Source organism: Bifidobacteriaceae bacterium (assembly GCA_031281585.1).
Taxonomy (GTDB): domain Bacteria; phylum Actinomycetota; class Actinomycetes; order Actinomycetales; family WQXJ01; genus JAIRTF01.
In genome coordinates this window covers 1-18,471 of sequence record JAITFE010000087.1, presented here as the reverse complement: position 1 = coordinate 18,471, position 18,471 = coordinate 1, and the positions used below count along the sequence as shown (strand labels likewise).

At 69.4% G+C, this 18,471-nt stretch carries 22 protein-coding genes; 14 read left to right on the top strand and 8 right to left on the bottom strand.

Translation table 11 applies throughout. The features are described from left to right. Positions 1–93: 93 nt before the first annotated feature. The 7 genes from LBC97_10315 (at position 94) to LBC97_10285 (ending at position 7,299) form a co-directional block, all read left to right on the top strand. A complete protein-coding gene (locus LBC97_10315; protein ID MDR2566427.1) occupies positions 94–1,422 on the top strand; it encodes a hydrogenase small subunit in 1,329 nt (442 codons plus the stop codon). 3 nt (positions 1,423–1,425) lie between these two features. Next, a complete protein-coding gene (locus tag LBC97_10310; protein MDR2566426.1) occupies positions 1,426–3,165 on the top strand; it encodes a nickel-dependent hydrogenase large subunit in 1,740 nt (579 codons plus the stop codon). Beyond that, positions 3,162–4,379 carry a Ni/Fe-hydrogenase, b-type cytochrome subunit gene (gene cybH, locus LBC97_10305; protein ID MDR2566425.1) on the top strand — a complete coding sequence of 406 codons (1,218 nt, stop codon included), beginning with the start codon at positions 3,162–3,164 and terminating at the stop codon, positions 4,377–4,379. Before LBC97_10310 ends, cybH begins: the two co-directional genes overlap by 4 nt. Next, positions 4,376–4,885, top strand: a complete 510-nt coding sequence (locus LBC97_10300) for a hydrogenase maturation protease (GenBank protein MDR2566424.1) — start codon at positions 4,376–4,378, stop codon at positions 4,883–4,885. The genes cybH and LBC97_10300 overlap by 4 nt, the downstream gene beginning before the upstream one ends. A gap of 166 nt (positions 4,886–5,051) precedes the next feature. Beyond that, positions 5,052–6,395, top strand: a complete 1,344-nt coding sequence (locus tag LBC97_10295) for a hypothetical protein (protein ID MDR2566423.1) — start codon at positions 5,052–5,054, stop codon at positions 6,393–6,395. Positions 6,396–6,635: 240 nt separating this feature from the next. After that, positions 6,636–6,884: a hypothetical protein gene (locus LBC97_10290; protein MDR2566422.1), complete on the top strand. Its 249-nt coding sequence runs from the start codon at positions 6,636–6,638 to the stop codon at positions 6,882–6,884. After that, positions 6,874–7,299, top strand: coding sequence for a PIN domain-containing protein (locus LBC97_10285; protein MDR2566421.1), 426 nt, complete (start codon positions 6,874–6,876; stop codon positions 7,297–7,299). Before LBC97_10290 ends, LBC97_10285 begins: the two co-directional genes overlap by 11 nt. A 33-nt stretch (positions 7,300–7,332) precedes the next feature. Here the strand turns inward: LBC97_10285 and LBC97_10280 are convergent, their stop codons facing one another. Next, the gene (locus tag LBC97_10280) at positions 7,333–7,677 is read right to left on the bottom strand and encodes a hydrogenase maturation nickel metallochaperone HypA (protein ID MDR2566420.1); all 345 of its coding nucleotides are present in this window, start codon (positions 7,675–7,677) and stop codon (positions 7,333–7,335) included. 17 nt (positions 7,678–7,694) lie between these two features. Between LBC97_10280 and LBC97_10275 the strand changes: the two genes are divergently transcribed. Genes LBC97_10275 through LBC97_10265 form a run of 3 tightly spaced genes read left to right on the top strand, consistent with a single transcriptional unit; the run spans position 7,695 to position 8,714 of the window. Further along, a complete protein-coding gene (locus tag LBC97_10275) occupies positions 7,695–7,982 on the top strand; it encodes a hypothetical protein (protein MDR2566419.1) in 288 nt (95 codons plus the stop codon). Continuing rightward, positions 7,957–8,229: a DUF1778 domain-containing protein gene (locus tag LBC97_10270; GenBank protein MDR2566418.1), complete on the top strand. Its 273-nt coding sequence runs from the start codon at positions 7,957–7,959 to the stop codon at positions 8,227–8,229. The genes LBC97_10275 and LBC97_10270 overlap by 26 nt, the downstream gene beginning before the upstream one ends. Then, on the top strand, positions 8,226–8,714 hold the full coding sequence (locus tag LBC97_10265) for a GNAT family N-acetyltransferase (protein MDR2566417.1): 489 nt from the start codon (positions 8,226–8,228) through the stop codon (positions 8,712–8,714). The genes LBC97_10270 and LBC97_10265 overlap by 4 nt, the downstream gene beginning before the upstream one ends. Positions 8,715–8,760: 46 nt before the next feature. On the opposite strand, the gene LBC97_10260 is transcribed toward LBC97_10265, so the two are convergent. Further along, positions 8,761–8,925 (bottom strand): hydrogenase maturation nickel metallochaperone HypA, encoded by a 165-nt coding sequence (locus tag LBC97_10260; protein ID MDR2566416.1) that lies wholly within the window; start codon positions 8,923–8,925, stop codon positions 8,761–8,763. Between the two features lie 17 nt (positions 8,926–8,942). On the opposite strand from LBC97_10260, the gene LBC97_10255 reads away from it, so the two are divergent. Together LBC97_10255 and LBC97_10250 are read left to right on the top strand one after the other, a co-directional pair. Beyond that, complete coding sequence (locus LBC97_10255) at positions 8,943–10,424, top strand: nickel-dependent hydrogenase large subunit (GenBank protein MDR2566415.1); 1,482 nt, start codon at positions 8,943–8,945, stop codon at positions 10,422–10,424. A gap of 11 nt (positions 10,425–10,435) precedes the next feature. Beyond that, complete coding sequence (locus tag LBC97_10250) at positions 10,436–10,696, top strand: HypC/HybG/HupF family hydrogenase formation chaperone (GenBank protein ID MDR2566414.1); 261 nt, start codon at positions 10,436–10,438, stop codon at positions 10,694–10,696. Positions 10,697–10,926: 230 nt separating this feature from the next. Here the strand turns inward: LBC97_10250 and LBC97_10245 are convergent, their stop codons facing one another. From LBC97_10245 to LBC97_10220, 6 genes are all read right to left on the bottom strand, one after another. After that, positions 10,927–11,685, bottom strand: coding sequence for a twin-arginine translocase subunit TatC (locus LBC97_10245; GenBank protein ID MDR2566413.1), 759 nt, complete (start codon positions 11,683–11,685; stop codon positions 10,927–10,929). Next, positions 11,682–11,921, bottom strand: a complete 240-nt coding sequence (tatA, locus tag LBC97_10240; GenBank protein ID MDR2566412.1) for a twin-arginine translocase TatA/TatE family subunit — start codon at positions 11,919–11,921, stop codon at positions 11,682–11,684. The genes LBC97_10245 and tatA overlap by 4 nt, the downstream gene beginning before the upstream one ends. After that, positions 11,918–12,451, bottom strand: a complete 534-nt coding sequence (locus LBC97_10235) for a hypothetical protein (GenBank protein MDR2566411.1) — start codon at positions 12,449–12,451, stop codon at positions 11,918–11,920. The genes tatA and LBC97_10235 overlap by 4 nt, the downstream gene beginning before the upstream one ends. 30 nt (positions 12,452–12,481) lie before the next feature. Next, positions 12,482–13,471, bottom strand: coding sequence for a hydrogenase nickel incorporation protein HypB (gene hypB / locus LBC97_10230; GenBank protein ID MDR2566410.1), 990 nt, complete (start codon positions 13,469–13,471; stop codon positions 12,482–12,484). Positions 13,472–13,520: 49 nt separating this feature from the next. After that, positions 13,521–13,871 (bottom strand): hydrogenase maturation nickel metallochaperone HypA, encoded by a 351-nt coding sequence (locus tag LBC97_10225; protein ID MDR2566409.1) that lies wholly within the window; start codon positions 13,869–13,871, stop codon positions 13,521–13,523. 161 nt (positions 13,872–14,032) lie between these two features. Further along, positions 14,033–14,449, bottom strand: a complete 417-nt coding sequence (locus tag LBC97_10220) for a type II toxin-antitoxin system VapC family toxin (GenBank protein MDR2566408.1) — start codon at positions 14,447–14,449, stop codon at positions 14,033–14,035. Between the two features lie 407 nt (positions 14,450–14,856). On the opposite strand from LBC97_10220, the gene hypF reads away from it, so the two are divergent. Together hypF and LBC97_10210 are read left to right on the top strand one after the other, a co-directional pair. Beyond that, positions 14,857–17,361: a carbamoyltransferase HypF gene (hypF, locus tag LBC97_10215; GenBank protein MDR2566407.1), complete on the top strand. Its 2,505-nt coding sequence runs from the start codon at positions 14,857–14,859 to the stop codon at positions 17,359–17,361. Positions 17,362–17,770: 409 nt separating this feature from the next. Further along, a complete protein-coding gene (locus tag LBC97_10210; GenBank protein ID MDR2566406.1) occupies positions 17,771–18,175 on the top strand; it encodes a hypothetical protein in 405 nt (134 codons plus the stop codon). Positions 18,176–18,471 lie beyond the last annotated feature (296 nt).

Genomic DNA, 18,471 nt, shown 5'->3' with positions numbered 1-18,471 from the left:
GCGAGGGCGCAGCAACGGTGCCGTTGAGTGATCGATGCCCGTCGTTGCCGCCCGGGCCCTGATTCCCCGGCAGATCCTTTGAGAGGCATTCGCGTGGCATACAAACTCGATGGATGGCAAGACCCCACTCTGGGCGAAAACCTCGCACGGGCTGGGATTTCAAGACGCGATTTCCTCGCCTACTGCGGGGTTCTGGCGGGCATCTTCGCAGTCGGCGCGGGCGCCAAGCCGGCCAGGGCCGAAGAGATCGCAGACGCTCTGGCGGCGGTGCGCAAGCCGAACGTGGTCTGGCTGCAGCTGCAGGAATGCACGGGCTGCATGGAGTCCACGCTCAGGTCCGGGGGCACCACGGTCGAAGAAGTGGTCCTCAACCTGTTGTCCGTGAACTACAACGAACTGGTGATGGCAGCGGCGGGAGACGCCGCCAACAAGGCCCTCGCGGACACCAACGCGGAAGACCACATTTTGGTGGTGAACGGCTCCATTCCGACCAAAGACGGCGGCATTTACTGCACCATTGGCGGCGAGTCGGCCGAAGAGGTCCTGCGCAAATCCGCGGAGAAAGCCACCGCGATCCTCGCGGTTGGCGCTTGCGCCGTGTGGGGCTCGGTCCAGGCCTCTCGTCCCAACCCGACCGGAGCGGTCGGCGTGGATGAGATCATCCGCGACAAGCCGGTCATCAACGTGGCCGGATGCCCGCCAATCGGCGAGGTCATCACCGCGACCGTCAGCTACATCCTGACCCATGACGCGCTGCCGAAGACAGACGCCGAAGGGCGGCCGCTGTTCGCCTACGAGCAGCGCATCCACGATTCCTGCCCCCGGCGCGCCCACTACGACGCGGGCCAGTACGTGCGCTCCTTTGACGACGAGGGCGCCCGCGCCGGCTGGTGCCTCTACGAGGTCGGCTGCAAAGGGCCGTCCACTTTCAGCCCGTGCCCAATCTTCCAGTGGAACCTTCACACATCCTGGCCAATCGGGGCCGGCCATCCGTGCATCGGCTGCACGGAGAAGGACTTTTTCGACCGGTACACGCCCTTCTACCAGGCTCTGCCGGACGTGCGCGGCCTGGGCGTGGAGGCGACCGCAACCAAGATCGGCTGGGGCCTGGTGGGCGCCACAGTCGCGGGAGTCGGCGTCCACGCGGGCCTGACGGCGCTCCGGCGCTCGGCCAGCCGCAAGGCGGACGCCGCCGAGCCCCTGGCCGCGTTCGGCGACCCAGGGGCGGGCCGCCAGGGCGGCTGCGGGTGCGCCGGGGGCCAAGACGGGAATGGCGGCCGGGACGGGAAAGACGGCGGATGCGGGTGCAAAGGCGAGCCGCCGCCCGGCGGGGGGCTTGGAGCGGTAGGCGACCGGGCGGCATCGGCGGCGGGCGGTGTGGACGCCACCCGGCGGAACCCGACCGGCGGAGAGGGGCTTTAAACCATGGCAGAACGGCTTGTGATCGACCCGATCACACGTATTGAAGGCCACCTCCGCATCGAACTGGAGTCGGATGGGGGCAAAATCACCAAGGCCTGGAGCGAGACCACCCAGTTCCGCGGGCTGGAGGAGATTGTCCAGGGCCGCGACCCAAGGGACGTCTGGGCGTTTGTCCAGCGCATCTGCGGCGTGTGCACCTCCGTGCACGCGATCGCCTCGATCGTGGCGGTGGAGAACGCGATCGGCGCCAACCCGCCGGAGCAGGCGCGGCTCATCAGGGACATGGTGCTCGGCTCGCAAGAGGTCCAAGACCACGTCATCCACTTCTACCACCTGCACGCGTTGGACTTTGTGAACGTGGCCTCGGCGGCCCAGGGCGACCCGCAGGCGGCGGTCGACTTCGCCAGGGCGATCGGCTCCACCTGGAAGGGCAACACGCTGGAGCGGATGACCGAGGTGCGGGACACGGTCCAGAGCATTTTGGACTCAGGGCAACTCAGCATCTTCACGGGCGGCTATTGGGGCCACCCCGACTACCGGCTGCCGCCGGAGGCCAACCTCATGGCGGTGGCCCACTACCTGGACGCGCTGGAGTTCCAGCGCTCCATGATCCGGATCGGCACCGTCTTCGGCGGCAAGAACCCGCACCCGAACTTCCTGGTGGGCGGCATGGCCTGTTCAATCGACCCCAACCACACCGAATCCGTCAACCAGGTCCAAGTGGACCAGATCGGCGTGTGGGTGGCGGAGTCGCTGGAGTTCGTCAAGTCCTGCTACGTGCCGGACGCGCTCGCCATCGCCGGGGTCTACAAGGACTATTTCGACATTGGCGCGGCGCAGGACAACTACCTGGCCGTGGGGATGGCGGGGGCGACCTTCGCCGGCGACCCGGCCACGAACGAGTGGCCAACAGCGCACACCGCCATCAAACCGGGCGTGATCTTCGATGGCGACCTGAAAACCGTGCACCCCTTCGACCCGGAAAAGATCGAAGAATGGGTCCATTCGGCCTGGTACTCCTACAAGGGCGGGGACATCGGCTTGAAGCCCAGCGAGGGTGAGACCACCGTGGCGTACACCGGGCCCAAGCCCCCGTACGAATGGCTGGGCGACAGCGACGAATACACCTGGTGCAAAGCGCCCCGGTATGACGGCCGCGCCGTGCAGGTGGGGCCGCTGGCCCGCGTGGTCTTGGCGTACGCGCAGGGCCACCCGCGCACGGTGGAGATCGTGAACGGCGCCATGGAGCAGTTGGGGATCACGGCGGCCCAGCTGAACTCGACCGGGGGCCGCATCCTCGCGCGCGCGGTCGAATGCCTGACTTCCGCTGAAATCCTGGCTGAGACCACCTTCCCGACCTTCGTCAAGAACTTGAAGGGCGGCGACATCGACGTGTTCGACCCGACCCGCTGGGAGCCGGACTCCTGGCCTTCGGAGGCCTCCGGCATGTCGTTTGTGGAGGTGGCGCGCGGGAATCTGAGCCACTGGGTGACCATCAAAGACGGCAAGGTCTCCCACTACCAGGCGGTGGTCCCCACCACCTGGCTGGCCGGCGGCAGGGACAAGGACGGCCAGCAAGGACCCTACGAGGAGTCGCTGGCCGGCAACGGGCAGCACCCGCTGACGGACCCGGCCCAACCGCTGGAACCGCTGCGGACCATCCACTCCTTCGACCCGTGCATGTCCTGCGCCGTCCACGTTCTCGATCCGAACGGCCATGAATTGCAGGCGGTGGAGTCGTGAACGCCTCCGCCCCCGCCGCCATCTCGGTGCCGCCCGAGGTGAAAGTGGGCGGCACGTTCACCCTGGGCCGGCTCAGCGAGGGCGTGGTCCTGGGCCTGGCGGCGGTGACCTGCGCGGACAGCACCGACCCGGTTGACCGGGCGCTGGCGCTGGCGTTGGCGGACGACCGCCCCGACCTGGAAAAGCCTCCAGTTGACCCGGACGACGTGGACCCGGCCACGCCGGAGCAGCGCTACTCCCTGACCATGGTGCGGTACTTCCCGCTGCAAGACGACGAGCGGTCGGACGTCGTGGTGATGCGCGGTTCTTTGGAGGCGGTGCTGGCGAAGGCCAGCATCTCCCGCAAGGACAAGACGCTCATCCGCCGCAACGCGGCCTGGGCGCTGGCCCGCGGCTGGCGCGCGCTGGCCGTGGCGACGGCGCGGGTCGCCGGACGCGACCAGGTGGGCCCGTTCGAGGTCCAGGGATTCGTCTACGTCGGCACGGGCGCCTCCAGGCCCCTGCCGAATTCGGGCCCGTCCAACTGGACCTGGGTGCAGGTTTGGTCCGCGTCTCTGCGGGTCCAGCACTGGACCAACGTGGCGGCCATCTTCACGCTCAGTTGCACCGGCTACATAATCATGGACCCCTTCTTTGGGCCCGCCGGCGGGCAAAGCGCCGAGGTTGGGTTCCAGATGGGCTGGGTGCGCCTGATGCACTTCTCGGTCGGATTCTTGTGGATCGTGTTGGGCCTGACCCGCGTGGTGGCCGCCTTCACGTCCCGGGACCGCCACCTGCGCTGGAACGAGTGGTGGCCGCTGAAGTCGAAAAAAGACGTGCAACACCTGGGCGGCGTGCTGGGCCACTACGCGCTGGTCAAGCACGAGGCGCCCTTGTTCCTGGCGCACAATCCCCTGCAGCAGTTGACCTACACCGCCGTGTACATCGCCTGCGGCGTGCAGATGCTGACCGGCTTGAGCCTGTTCGGGTTGTACCACCAGACCAACTGGTTCTGGGAGCTCATGGCCGTGCCAAGCCACTGGGTGGGCATCCCATTCCTGAGGCTTTTCCACACCATGATGATGTTCTTCCTGTGGGCCTTCGTGATTGTGCACGTCTACCTGGCGGTTCGCGCCGATTCCCTGGAGCGCCACGGCGGCATCTCCTCCATGATCAACGGCGGCGTCTGGCTGCGCCGCGGCGCCAAGCCCGTGGACGCCCCGGAAATCGGATGACCGGTCCGGTTCCGCTCTCACCCGCGTCCAAACCAGGCCTCTCTGCCGCCGCGGCGCGTGCCACCGTGCTGGCGGTCGGCAACACGATCATGTCCGACGACGGGATTGGCCCGGAGTTGTTGGCCAGCTTGCGCGAAGCGCGGCCGGAAGCCGCTGTCGAGTACGTGGACGGCGGCATCGGCGGCTTGGACCTGCTGCCGGTCGTGGAGGACGCCGAACGGCTGCTGATCTTGGACGCCGTGGCCGGGGAGGTCCCCGGCCAGGTGGTGCGGCTTGACGGCGACCAGTTGCCCCGGCTGCTGGCCGCCAAACTGTCGCCGCATCAAATCGGGCTGCTGGACGTGTTCAGCGCGGCCCGCCTGCTGGGCCGCGAGCCGAAGGAGATCGTGGTGATTGGGGTTGTGCCTGGGCGGGTGGACCTCGCGGTGGGTCTGACCCCGGCGGTCCAGGCCGCCATCCCGGCGGCCACGGCCCAGGCGGCCGCAGTCCTGGACAGCTGGCTTTGACCGCTCCGCTTCCGCCCATATCCTTGGGACTGGTCGGTCCAGTCGTTAGGGCTGATCAGGACCAAGTCCGTTCCGCCCGGAGCCCTCGGTAACTCCCGCCTTTCGAGAGGAGAACCCCCATCGATGTGCAGAGCACAGTCCGCGCCCAATCAACATTTCCGGTTAGATGCGATCGGCTGGTAGCCGCGAGCGCGGGCGGGTCCGAGTGGCGGGGGCGCTTCTCGCCTTGGGGCTCGCATTGGCGGGCTGCACGAACGGGCGGACGGCCACGCCGCCGACTGAGTCCCCGCTTTCGGGCGGGGACGTGGCCGAGCCAATAGGCTCGCCTCCGACCGGCCGGGCCTGCTCGGGGCCGTTGGCCGAAGAGGCGTCCGTCTGTCTGACCACCGGGGACGCCGGGGCCGTGCCGGAAGGGCTGTTGCAGGCCGCGTACACACTCGTCCCCTCCCCGACCGCTGCCCCTGACGCCACCCAGGGCGGCCCGAACCTGTCGACTCTGGGGGCGGACGGCTCGCTGTTCGGCTCATGGTCGCCTTTCCCTCAGCCGGGCGGCCCGCTGCTGACCGATCCGTTGAGCATTGGCTTGTACGGCCCTGACGGCGAGCGCTCCACGCTGATCGAGGAGTCGAATCCGGGACTGCCGGCCCGTCAGGCCATATCCTTCTCAGTCGCGGGCGACCTGGCCGCTTGGGTTGAGACCACGAGCACCAGCCTTTATGAGACAGACTGGTGGATTGTGGCCTATGAGGACGGGCGGGAGTGGATCGCCGCCGAATCTGCGGAACTCGGGGTTGGCTCGGTCCTGCCGCTGGTCCAGGGTGACATCAACGTCAGCCTGGCCGGACGGACGGCGTTCTGGAACAGCCCGGTGCCCGGCCACGCCCAGGACCAGTGGGCCACGGCTCTGCTGTCCCGCGACGTGGACGGCGGCGGTCCCATCGAGACGACGGCGGACAATGTGTGGCTCCACACCTCAGACGGCGCGGGATCGGTGTTGTTTGTGCAGATGAGCGCCGACCTGACGGAGCGGATCCTGTCGCTGCGGCCGGGCAGCGAACCGCAAGTGGTGGTTGAGCGGCCCGGCGGCGCCAGCGCGGACTTCGCGGTCACGGCGCTCGGCGCGGACGCGGACACGGTCGCCTGGTCGGTGTGGCAGGGGGCGGACCCTGACAGCTACCTTCAATCCGACCGATCATGGGTTTACGTGCAAGAAGTCGCCACCGGAAGGCTCACCGAGATCGAATTGAACTCCACGGGAACCGACGCCGCCTTCGTATCGGCTGGCTGGGCGGCATGGGGCAACGGCTCCGGAACCGGAGACGCGGGCGAGTATCTGCTCGACATCCGCGACTCAGTCCTGTATCGGATAGCGGAGCACGAGGGCTACTCGAACCCGGTGGTCAACTACCCGGCCGTCGCCTGGGCCGTCCCGAACACCTCGCCTGAATCAACCTTGGTGTCCCTCAAGGTGGCATTTCTGACCCGCGAGGCGGGAGCGACGAGCGGTTAGCGGGCCACCACCGTCCTCCTTGTCACCGCGACGGGTACGGCATCATCATGCGGGTCCGTGCGGAAGGCCAGTTTGGAACGGCCCAGTCCGGGGTCCGGGCGGCGCCGACTTGACCTCAAACGGGCCCCGCGACCCGTTCCGGGTCAATCCGGCACCAGGCCCGCCCCGTCCGCCTGTCGGGGCACGTGGTGAGGGTGGTACACCACTCATGGTCCACCGGTTCGGTGGTACACTTCGGCCATGCCGACAGTTCGTCCGCGCACTCAGATCACGCATGTTCCGCGCGTGCAACGCATCATTGACGCTGGCCGGCAGTGGTACCCGGACGCGACCCCGGCGGCCATTCTGGTTAACTTGGCCGAGGAGCGCGTCAACGAGCGCCGGCCCGGCCCGGCCGCCGGGCCGAAGAAGCGCAACGGGTTGACGGTCGCCGAGGGGAGTGGGGTGCTGACCTCCCAGATGGTCGCGGACATTCTCAATGAGGACTGACCTACCGGACGTCAATGTTCTGGTGGCGCTGTTCATGGCGGCCCACGAGCACCATGACGCGGCCCACCGGTGGCTGGCTGGCGCGGCCAGGTTCGCCACGACCCCGTTCACGGAGGCGGGCCTCCTCCGGGTGTTGATGACCCGCACGCCGGTCGGCGATCCGCTCACCGGTGCCCAAGCCCTCGACCGTTTGCGGGAACTGCGTGAGCTACCGGGCGCGGTCTTCTGGCCCGACGACACCTCCCTGGCGGACCTCCGGGCCGTCACAGCACACCTATACGGCCCTGGGCAGATCACTGGCACGCACCTGCTCAACCTCGCAATCGCCCGGGGCGGCCGTCTCGCCACGTTCGACAAGGGCATCGCCGCGCCGCTGAGCCCCAAACACCGCCGGAACGTGCTCGAACTGGGCTGAGCCGATGACGCGCCGGGCGGGAGCGGCGGGCGGCTAACTCGCGTCGGCGAAGGCGACCTCGAATTCACGGCCTCGGACCAGGTTGCCGCAGGGCGCGCCGCAGGCCGGGCATCTGAGCGCGTAGAACTGGTCCACAGGCTGCTCCGAACCGCAGGCGTCGCACCAGATGGCGGCGCCCAACTCCTCGACTTCCAGGATGGCGCCCGCGAGCCGGGTGCCCGCAGTCGCGATGGGCCATGCCCCCGCCAGTGCCTCCGGGACCGCGCCGGACAACTCGCCCACACGCAACCCGACACGCTCCACCGAGCCCGCCCCGGCCTTGACCGCGGCGGCGTCCACCGCCCGCACCACGGACCTGAGCAGACCCAATTCATGCACCGGACTATGGTGGCACAGTGACTTTGCGACTGATCGTCGACCAGCCGGTGAACGGCGTGGGCGCCAACGCGGCGGTGGAGCGCTCCACGGCCGGAGCTGTCCTGGACGCCCGCCTCGACCTGTCGATCCTGCCCCGGTTGGACCACCCGGCCGGGTCCGCGAACACCCGCCTTGGAACAGTTCTATTGGCAAACAACCGGGTTGGGGACGGGCGCTCCGGAAGTCGACAAGGGCTAAGCTGGTGCCGCACAGATGCCGTACAGATTGAGGGGGATCGCGATGGGCGCCAAGACTCGAAGGCTTGAGGCGCGCGTGGACGAGGAGACTATGCGGACGTTGGCTTCGGCGGCCGAGGTGTTGGGGGAGTCGGTCTCCGCTTTCGTGGTCGGCGCGGCCATGGACCAAGCGAACCTGGTGTTGAGCCGGGCAGACCGCACGCTGATGCCGGCCGATCAATTCGCGTCCCTGGTCGCCGCGCTCGACCGCGCCCCTGAGCCGATTCCGGAATTGGCGCGCCACGCAGGGCGCGAGACGCCGTTCGAGCGCGGATGAAGCGGTTCCTGTCGGAAGAGTTGAGGCAAGACCACGGGGTTTCCGATTTCTCTTGCGGCAATCTGGTTCTCGACGATTGGCTGCGCCGATTGGCTTGGCGCGCGCAGGCGCAGGGCACGGCGCGCACCGTCGTTTGGGTGGAGGACGCGCGCGTCATGGCCTATTACTCGATCGCCCCAACCTTGGTCTCCGCAGAGGGGCTAAACCGTCGAACGGCGGGCGGTGTCACTTCTGTTCCGGGGTTCCTTCTTGGCAGGCTGGCCCTGGACCGATCCGCCCAGGGGCGAGGATTCGGAACGCACCTGTTGCTTGACGCCTTGGACTCAATCTGCCGGGCGGCGGCGATCAGCAGCGGGCGGGTGATAGTGGTTGACCCGATCAACGATGAGGCCGCCTCCTTCTATGCCCACCACGGCTTCGAGGCCATCAAGAACTCGCCCCGCATGGTGATGCTCGCAAGCCGCGCCCGCGAATCCCTGCGCTGAACCGGAGCCCTTCGCCCATGACGCGAGCGCGCCCGCCGGCACCCGGCTAGCGGGCGGTCGCGACGGGCCAGGCTCCCGCCAGCGCCTCCGGGACCGCGCCGGACAGTTCGCCCACCCGCAACCCGACCCGCTCCACCGCGCCCGCACCGGCCTTGGCGGCGGCGGCGTCCACCGCCCGCACCACGGACCTGAGCAGACCCAATTCATGCACCGGACTATGGTGGCACAGTGACCTTGCGACTGATCGTCGACCAGCCGGTGGACGGCGTGGGCGCCAACGTGGTGGTGGAGTTCTCCCCGGCCGGAGCCGTCCTGGACGCCCGCCTCGACCTGTCGATCCTGCCCCGGTTGGAGCCGCTGCTGCTAGGCCGCCCCGTCGAACAGGTCCCACCGCTGGTGGAGCGCCTCTGCGGCGTCTGCCCCGCCGCGCACCACCTGGCCGGCGTGGCCGCGCTGGAGGCATTGCACGGGATTGGCCCGATCCCCGCCGAAGCCCGCCGCATCCGCCGCCTGCTGCACTACGGCTCGGTCCTCACAATGCACGCGACCAGTTTCTTCGCCGCCGGCCGCGAGGACGGGCTGGCGTTGCGAAAGCTCGGCAAGCTAGCCCAGGCCGCCGCCGGCTCGCCCGGCCACTTCCCCGCCAGCGCGGTGGTTGGCGGGGTGTCCGGCGCCTTGGTGCCCGATGCCGCCCAAGCTTGCGTTGACGCCGCCCCCGCCGCCCTGACAGTGGCGCGGGACTTGTTCGGCTGGGCCCTGAACGTCGGCCCGGGTGGCGGCTCGTCAGGCGAGGCCACGCGAGGCGCCGGCGCTGACCATCGCGGCCGCGGCGAAGCAGGCGCGGGCTCTGAGCCCCGCGCAGACCGGATCGAGCAAGGCACCGACCTTGGCGGACGGGCGGACGGGTGGGACGGAGCGGACGGCATCGGGCAGGGTGCCCGCTCGGGTGGTGACACGGGACGGACGGGAAGGCGGGACGGCGCGGACGGCATCGGGCAACAGGGGTTCCTCGGGGCGGACGTGGCGTTGGTGGACGCGGACGGGCGGTTGGATCCTCTGGGGGCGCGCCTGCGGGCGGTCGGCCCGGACGGCGCGGTGGTAGTGGACGGCGCGACGGCCGACGAATGGGACGAACTGGTGGCGGAGGAGCGGCCGGGGGAGGCGGCATCGCGACCGTATTTGCTGGCGGGCGGCCCGGAACTGGGCCGCTACCGGGTCGGGCCCGTCGCGCAACTGCGGGTCGGGGAACCGGCCACGCCGGTGGCGGCCGCGTTGCGTGGCGACTGGCTGGCGCGCGGCGGCGGAACGCTGGCGGCGCGGGCGGTCTTGGCGGTCAACTGCGTGGAGGCCATCGCCGAACTCGCGGGCGGCGCCGGCGGGCGGGGGGCCCTGCGGGCCGAGGCCGCTGAAGGCCTGCCGCCCCAGGCCCAGGGCCGGGTCGGCGTGGGCTGGGTGGACGGCGCGCGGGGGCTGCTGGCGCACCGCTACCGGACCGACCAAGAAGGCGCGGTTGATCAGGCGCTGATTCTGACGCCCACCGCGCAGAACGAATACTGGCTGTCGCGGCTGTTGGTCCAGGCGTTCGCGGCGGAAGCGGGAGAATTGGCTCTGGAGAACGCGATCCGGGAGGCGGATCCGTGCTTGCCGTGCGTGGCCGCCCCGGCCGGACACATGGGCGTGGCGGTCAAGACCGTGGTTGTCGAGGATTGAGGTGAGGGCGGATGTGCGTGGCAGTGCCGACCAGGATCGTTGAGATCCAGCCGGGCCCGCTGCCCATGGCGCGCCTGGAGCCGGGCGCCCAGCCCGCCACCTGCTGCCTGGCCTATGTGCCGGAGGCCCAGGTGGGCGACTACGTGCTGGTGCAGCAGGGCTTCGCCGTCGAGTTGCTGGACCCCGAATCTGCGGCGCTGTCTCTGGCCGCCTTCGCGGAACTCGGGTTCATCCCCACGCCACCCACTTCCGCGGGGCCTCCGGGCGAGTAGCCGCGCAGGCCGCCGGCCCCGGCCGCCACGAGCGAGCTGGGCGCCGCGCACGGCCGGCGGCACCAGGCAGCGGCCGCAACCAGCGCAAACTGCGGGCTGCGCGTGACTCGGCGGACGGCATCGGGAACCCGTGCGAACTCCGGCTTTGGCGTTACCGCGCCCCGTTGCCAAGCTGCGGGAAGGCGGCCGCACGGGGACGGCGTCGGGGACGACGCCGTGGACTGCGGCGCTCAGTCGTCGGCGGCGCGTTTGGCGGCGCGGCGCTCGTGGAGGTAGGCGACCAGGGCCGCCAGGTAGTAGAGGGCCAGCATGCCCAGGGCCTGGATGATCATGGGCACGGGGCTGGGGATCGGGTTGATGACCGCCGCGAACGTGAAGGCGGCGATCACGGCCACGCGCCACGCCTTGACCAGCGAGCGCGCTTTCACCAAGCCCGCGAAGTTGGCCGCCACCAGCAACTCCGGGACCAGGAAAGACAGTCCGAACGCCACCACCAGATAGGTGTAGAAGCTGACATAGGAGGCGGCCGAGATCAACGCCGCCCCGTCCTCCGGGACAAAAGACACCAGGATCTGAACCGCGCGGGGCGCCACGATCACCCCGGAAAAGGCGCCCGCCGCGAACAAGACCAGCCCCACCAGGCCAAACACGACCGTGTGCAGTTTCTCGCGGCGGTTCAAGCCCGGGCCAATGAACGCGGCGGCCTGGAAGATCCACCACGGGCTGGCCACCAGCAGGCCCAGCCAGCACGCGACCTTCAGTTTCAAGTCCAAGGCCGCTGAGATGGTCTGGAAGTTCAGTTGCGCGTTGGTGTCGTCGATTTGGACCAGCGGCTCGGAGATGAACGCCACCGCGGGTTCGTACAGGAACCATCCCGCCACGCTGGCCAAACCCACGCCCACCAGCGCCAAGACCAGGCGCTTGCGCAGTTCCCGGAAATGCGCGGCCACCCGCATGGTCTTGGCGTCCGGGCGATCAGGTCCGGTCATGTGCCGGGCGGGTCCTCCGTGGCCGGAGCCGATCCGCTAGGCGCCTCAGCGGGCGGGACCGCGCCCGGCCCGGCGGCGGGCGGCGGAGCCGCCGGCGGCTCCTCGTTCAACTCGCGCACTTCCTTCTTGAACACTTTCAGCGACTGGCCGATCGACTTGGCGAGGTCCGGCAGCTTGTTCGCGCCGAACACCAGCAACAGCACAACAACCAGGACAACAATGTGCCAGGGTCTCATGACATTCCTTCCGTCTGGGATGCCGCGACCGCCCGACCGGTCGAGTCTGTCGCGATGGTTGAGTGGGTGGCGTTGGCGTCCGGCGCCCGGGCGCCGGCCGGGGCTGCGCAACCGGCGGCGACCCCAGGGTTGGCGGGGCTGGGGCTGGTTGGGACGGCATCGGCGGTGGCTTCGTCCTTGGCGGCCGCGCCGGGCGGGCGGGGGATGGCCCGGCTGGCCACGCCCTGGCCGGCCGGCGGCGACGAGTCCGCCTGCCGCGCCCACGCCTCCATCTCTTCCTTCACGGTTTGGCGCACCAACGCGCGCGGGTCGTATTGGCTCAGGTCCAAGCCGCCGGGGCCCAAGTTAAGGTCTGCGGCCAGGTCGCCCAGGCTGGTTTCGCGCCGCAGCCGGGCGTTCCATTCCCGGAAGGAGGCCAACCCCTTCTTGAGCAGGGCCAGCGCCTGAACCGCGCCTTTCGGCCCGGCCACCAGGACGGCCAGAATCACCAAGACCAGGAATTCTGATCCACTGATTCCGAACAATTCCACGGCGTGCCTTCCAACGGGGCCTTGACCGGCTCAGTTTACCAATTCGCCTTCCAGCCATTCGATCCACTGCCGAACGCCTTCGCCGGTCAAAGCGTTGGTCTCGATCAGCACCGCGGTCGGGTTGACCTGCCGAAGGTTGGCCAGGAACGCCTCCGCGTCAAACGGCACGTACGGGAGCAAGTCCACTTTGTTGAGAACCACCGCGTCCACCGTGCGGAACATGACCGGGTATTTCAGCGGTTTGTCCTCGCCTTCCGTGACGGAGAAAACCATCGCCTTGCGGTGCGCCCCCACGTCGAATTCCGCGGGGCAAACCAGGTTGCCCACGTTCTCGATCAGCAGCAGGTCCAGGCTTTCCAGGTCCAAGCCGCCCAGCGCGTGCGCCACCATCGGGGCGTCGAGGTGGCATTCGCCGCCGAATCCCGCCCCGGTGTTGACCAGCGCGATTTGGGCGCCGCGGCCGCGCAGTTTGTCGGCGTCCAGCGACGTTTCGATGTCGCCCTCCACCACGCCGCAGCGCACCCTCCCCGCCAGGGCGTCCAGCGTCTGCGCCAACAAGGTGGTCTTGCCCGCCCCCGGCGAGGACATCACGTTGACGGCCCGCACGCCGGCGGCGTCAAGCTTGGCCCGGTTGGCCGCCGCCGCCGCGTCGTTCTCGTCGAAGATGCGCTCCAGCACCTGGATCCGCTCCGGCCCCGTCTGGTAGCCCGAGTGGTCGCCGATGTCCTCGGCGTGGTCGCCCCCATGCCCGATGCCGTCGTGGCCGCCGGGCGCGTCATGGTGCGCGTGGCCGTGGCCGGTGGGGTCGCCTGGCCCGTGCGTGTGTGTAGGGCCTTCGCCCTCGTCAGGGCCGTGCGTGTGCGCGTGGGACTCGGCGCCATCAGGGCCGTGCTCGTCATGGTGCGTGTGCTGGTGGTCGCCGGCACCGCCGTCAGGGCCGTGCGTGTGCGCGTGGCCAGCGCCTTCCTCTGGCCCGTGCGAGTGAACCGTGCCGTCATCGTGCCTGTGGAACCGTCCCATTTCGGTCGCCCTTCCCTGATTCGCCTATGCCGACAGTCGCGGCGCCGGGTCACGGGGCCGGGTCGCCCGCGACGTCGATGGATCGCACCAGGAATTCCTCACCGGTTTCGATCCGCAGCGCCCGCCCGCCGCAGGCGCCGCAAACCATTTTGAGCGCGGGGCCAAGCGTCAGGCTCGCCCCACAATCTTGGCACACCGCCCGCGCGGGGATGTGGTTGACCGCCAGGGCGGCGCCCTCCAACGGCGTGGACGCGATCACCACGTCCCAACAGCGGGCAAGGGTCTCCGGGACCACCTGCCGCAACTGGCCCACATCGAGTTCCACCTGGGTGACACGCCTGCCGCCGGCCGCGCGCGCCGTGATCGCGTAAATGGATCGGCACAGCGACAGTTCATGCACAAGCCCCAACACTAGGCGCTGCGCGCCGGACCGGCCGCCTGGCCCGGGCCCCCGGCAAATGGGGACGGTACGCATCCGCGTCTGCCGTGGCTGGTGGTCGAGGTCCGGCACCCCGCAAACGGGGACGGTACCTATTCTCGCCTGGTCTCCCCAGCCGGGACTCAGGTGAACGGGTTGAAGACCTTGGCCCCCGTGGGGGCGAAGCCGGCAACATTGCGGGTGACGATGGTCAGGCCGTGCACCAAGGCCGTGGCCGCGATGAACGCGTCTCGATAGTCGCGCGGGTCGGGGACGTGAAGAAGGCCGGCCCGCACGGCTATTCCTGTGTCCACCGGCAGTATGCGGGGACCGAACAACTCAAGCACCCGGCCATGGAACCACTGTTCTATGAGCGGCCCCTGCGCGGCGTCTCTGCGTTTGACCAGAGCCACCCAGGTCGCCAATTCCGACACGGTGATGGCTGAAAGAAACGCCGCCGACAGGTCCGTCTCTCGCTCCCACGCTTTGACTCCCCGGTTGCGCAGGCACTCGCGTTTGCGCATTTCCGACAGCATGTTGGCGTCAAGGAGCAGGGTCACTGGTCCGACCCGGGGGGCTCTTGCGGAATCCGCGGCGCGGTCCGAACTCGGGGCGGCTCGCCCCATGACGCTGTGTCGACGTCGACTTCCAACAGATTGGACAACGACCGGGCCGCAGTAGGACTCAGCACGCCTGCGGCGCGGGCGGCGGACGCGTCCATCACCAACAGAGATTCCTGACCCCTGTGCGTCACGGTCACGTGCCCAAACCGGTGTGCGGCTCGAGCCACCGCGCCGGGAAACCGATTGAATTCGCGCGCGCTGTATTGGCGCCGCAGTTCCGCGGTCACAGGCCCTCCGATTGTCGGTATATAACGACAACCATGCTACACCACCAAATTGGGACGCATTCGGATGGTTGTTGCGGGCGACAGCCCGCCAACTCGCCCCGCCGTAGACTGTCGCTCGTGTTGGTCAGGCGCCATTGGACGTTGCGGGGGGTTGTCCAGGGCGTCGGGTTCAGGCCGCATGTGGCGCGGGTCGCCCAAGAACACGGCGTGACCGGCCTGGTGGGGAACGACGAGGCGGCCGTGTTCATCGAAGCCCAGGGCACGCCCGGGCAGACCGCCCGCTTCATCGAAGCGGTGATCGGCGGCCTGCCGCCCTTGGCGCACGTGGTCAGCGCCACCGAAACGCCCGGCGCGGTCCTGGCCGGCGAAGACCAGTTTCGGATTGTGCCCTCTCGGCGCCGGCCGGGCGCGCGCACGCTCATCCCGCCGGACATGGCGCCCTGCCAAGACTGCCTGGCCGAAATGCGGGACCCCGAAGACCGGCGGCACCGCTACCCGTTCATCACCTGCACCAACTGCGGGCCCCGACTTTCGATCATCCGGGACCTGCCCTACGACCGGCCCAACACCACCATGGCCGGCTTCCCCATGTGCCCCGCCTGCGCGGCCGAATACCAGGACCCCGCCAACCGGCGCTACCACGCGCAGCCGATCTCCTGCTTCGACTGCGGCCCCCGGCTCTGGCTGGCGGACGCGGACGGGAGGGAGATCGGGGCGTGGGAGGACGGCATCGGGCAGGCGAGAAAGCTGCTGGCCGAAGGGGGGACCGTCGCGGTCAAGGGGATTGGCGGGTTCACGCTGTTCTGCGACGCGCGACAGGCGGGCGCGGTGGCGCGGCTGCGGCGGCGCAAACGGCGGCCGGGCAAACCGTTCGCGGTCATGGCGGCGAGCGCAGTCGGCGCCGCGCGGTTCGCGGACTTCTCCGAGGCCCAGCGGCGCGAACTCGTCAGCCCGCAGCGCCCCATCGTGTTGGCGCCCATGGGCACCGGCTACGACCTGGCCGAAGAGGTCGCGCCCGGCCTTGGGGACGTGGGCGTGATGCTGCCCTCGGCGCCCTTGCACCACTTGTTGGTGCGCGGCGACGAGGTCTACGTCGCCACCAGCGGAAACGTCTCCGGCGAGCCGCTCCGGTACCGCAACGAGGACGCCGTGGCGGACTTGGGCGCGGTGGTGGACGCCTTCTTGACCCACGACCGCCCCATCCACGTCCCGGTGGAGGATTCGGTCTTGATGTCCGATGCCGCCGTCACAGTCCCGATCCGCCGCTCGCGTGGGTACGCGCCGCTGCCGATAGCCCTTGGCGACGCCGATGCCGCCGTGTTGGCCGTGGGGGGCGAGCTCAAGAACACGTTCGCGGTCACCAGGGACGGGCTGGCGTTCTTGTCGGCGCACATCGGGGATATGGGCTCGCCGGCGGCGCAGCGGGCGTTCACCCGTTCCGTGGAGCAGATGGCGGCCATGCACGGGCGCGCGTTTGACCTGGTGGTGGCCGATTTGCACCCCGACTACGCCACCACGCGGTGGGCGGAACGGTACTGCTTAGAGCGGGGGGCTCCTTTGGTCCAGGTGCAGCACCACCACGCGCACGCGCTCAGCTTGCTGGCGGAGCACGGCGTGGGGCCGGACGCGCGCGCGGTGGTGGCCGCCTTCGACGGCGTGGGCTACGGCTTGGACGGGCACAGCTGGGGCGGGGAGGTGCTGGCGCTGGGCGGAACGGCCGACCCGCTCGACTTCGAGCGGGCTTGGCACCTGGACGAATACTGGCTTCCGGGCGGGGACGCCGCGCAGGCCTCGCCGTGGAAGTGCGCCGTGGCGCTGATGGACCAACTGGGGTTGGACGGGTCGGGGTTACCGCCGCTGGAGGCGGCCGCGCCTGCGGAGTTGGCGTTGCTGCGCGGCCTACCCACCGCCGCGGCGGCCGGCCTGCCTGGCCTGATCCACCTGACCACTTCGGCGGGGCGGCTGTTCGACGCGGTCGCGTCGATCCTGGGGGTCCGCCAGCATGTCACCTATGAGGCGCAGGCGGCCATGGAACTGGAGCGCCTGGCCCGCGCCTGCGATCACGCCGCGTGCGCGGCGTGGGCTCCGGAGTTGGGCGGCGGCGTTTTGGGCGGATCCAGCCAGCATCCGGGAGGCCGGGAGCCGAACGCCCCTGGCTCGCTTCCCGGCGCCCGTGAGCCGAACTCCCCGGTAGGACGCATCGGCGTAGATGCCGTCCAGGCCCACGTCAACGTCGCGGGCACCCGCGGTGACGATCCGGCCGGCCGGGCCAGCGCCCTCGGCGCGGGGGGCGAGGGTTTGACCGCCGCATTGCTGGTCCACACGGTGCGCGGCGCGCGTGACGGGCTGGAACGCGCCTGCCTGGCGCGGCGCTTCCACGCGGGCCTGGCCTGGATCACGGCCGCCGCCTTGAGCCGGGCCGCCGAACAGGCGGATGCCGAAGTGATAGGCCTGACCGGCGGCGTTTTCCAGAACCGGCTCCTGACCCGCTCGACGCTCGCGCTATTGTCAGCGGCAGATCGCCCAGTCCTAACCCACCGCCTGGTCCCGGCAGGCGACGGCGGCCTGGCCTTGGGCCAGGCGCGGGCCGGCCACGCCCTGCTGACCTGGGCAAACCCCTAATCGCCGGATCCGCCCGGAAACCCCGATCAGAGCCGGGCGACTGTGCTTGGGGCACTCCCCCGGTTCGACACCTCGCCAGGCTGTTGGACATCGGGCGACTGCGCGCGCGAGAACCCCCCGACCTGAGACTCTCAGCGATACGGCATTTGCGCTAGCCGCCCTTGCCTTCCAGGCGCCCGGTCGTTAGCGTTTCCAAATGCCGCGTCCGCGGACGTGTCGCGACGTGGTCAGGTTCTCGCGCGGACAAGGTTGAACGCTGCTCCGGGAAGGCAAGGGATCGCACCAACTCTGGGGCGACCCGGCCAGCAGAGCACGCCTCCGCATTCCCGCCCATCGGGAAGTCAGCGCCGGGATCATAGGCCAGATCATCAGCGAGTTCCCGGAAGCGCCAAGAGAGTGGAGGTGACCGATGGCCGGAGACTATGACGTGGTCGCATACCCTGACGGCAGATGGTGGACGTTCGAGATTTCTGCGCTCAGCGCGCCGTCCCCACGGGGCGGTGACCGGCGAATCGTGGCCATGGGCCAAGCCCCGACCGCCGCGCAAGTGCCTGCCGAGGCTCGCGCTTTGGCGGCGTTGTGGACCGAAGATCCGGACGTCAGAGTCCGCGTGTCGTATCGGGTCCCCGAAACAATCCGCCAAGCTATCGAACAGGCGGCCGCCCGCGAGCAGGCGGGAAGGGAGGCGCTCAACGAGGCTGCAACTCTTCGCCGTCAGGCCGCCAAACAACTCACCTCCAAGGGCATGACGCAGGCTGACGCAGCCGCCGTACTCGGGGTCTCACGCCAACGCGTCCAGCAGTTGGTGGCCTAGCGACCATCACGCACTGAGGCTCTTCACGTGCGCGAATGACGCTGCGGGGCCTTTAGCCCTCTCAAACGGCGCGGCGGTCTCCCTGAGAGACGAGCCGGCGGCATCGGCGGCACCCGTGATCGACACCACCCGAACGGTGGTGTCGACGCGCGGTGTCCCGCTCCCGGCCCCCGAAATTGTCTGCTGCGAGCAGACCCGCCCGCGCCGCCCCCAGCGGTACGTTTTCCTACAGCACGGCAAACCTGGTTGACGGAGTGGAAGGAAGAGCCATGACTACGGTCGAGTCTCGCGGGGCG

Bases quoted from the DNA above. Each gene is read 5' to 3' on its own strand.
- LBC97_10290 (MDR2566422.1), top strand. From the start codon at position 6,636: ATGCCGACAGTTCGTCCGCGCACTCAGATCACGCATGTTCCGCGCGTG.
- LBC97_10300 (MDR2566424.1), top strand. From the start codon at position 4,376: ATGACCGGTCCGGTTCCGCTCTCACCCGCGTCCAAACCAGGCCTCTCT.
- hypB (MDR2566410.1), bottom strand. From the start codon at position 13,471: ATGGGACGGTTCCACAGGCACGATGACGGCACGGTTCACTCGCACGGG.
- LBC97_10210 (MDR2566406.1), top strand. From the start codon at position 17,771: ATGGCCGGAGACTATGACGTGGTCGCATACCCTGACGGCAGATGGTGG.
- LBC97_10265 (MDR2566417.1), top strand. From the start codon at position 8,226: ATGAAGCGGTTCCTGTCGGAAGAGTTGAGGCAAGACCACGGGGTTTCC.
- LBC97_10310 (MDR2566426.1), top strand. From the start codon at position 1,426: ATGGCAGAACGGCTTGTGATCGACCCGATCACACGTATTGAAGGCCAC.
- LBC97_10245 (MDR2566413.1), bottom strand. From the start codon at position 11,685: ATGACCGGACCTGATCGCCCGGACGCCAAGACCATGCGGGTGGCCGCG.
- LBC97_10250 (MDR2566414.1), top strand. From the start codon at position 10,436: ATGTGCGTGGCAGTGCCGACCAGGATCGTTGAGATCCAGCCGGGCCCG.
- LBC97_10285 (MDR2566421.1), top strand. From the start codon at position 6,874: ATGAGGACTGACCTACCGGACGTCAATGTTCTGGTGGCGCTGTTCATG.
- LBC97_10270 (MDR2566418.1), top strand. From the start codon at position 7,957: ATGGGCGCCAAGACTCGAAGGCTTGAGGCGCGCGTGGACGAGGAGACT.
- LBC97_10295 (MDR2566423.1), top strand. From the start codon at position 5,052: ATGCGATCGGCTGGTAGCCGCGAGCGCGGGCGGGTCCGAGTGGCGGGG.
- tatA (MDR2566412.1), bottom strand. From the start codon at position 11,921: ATGAGACCCTGGCACATTGTTGTCCTGGTTGTTGTGCTGTTGCTGGTG.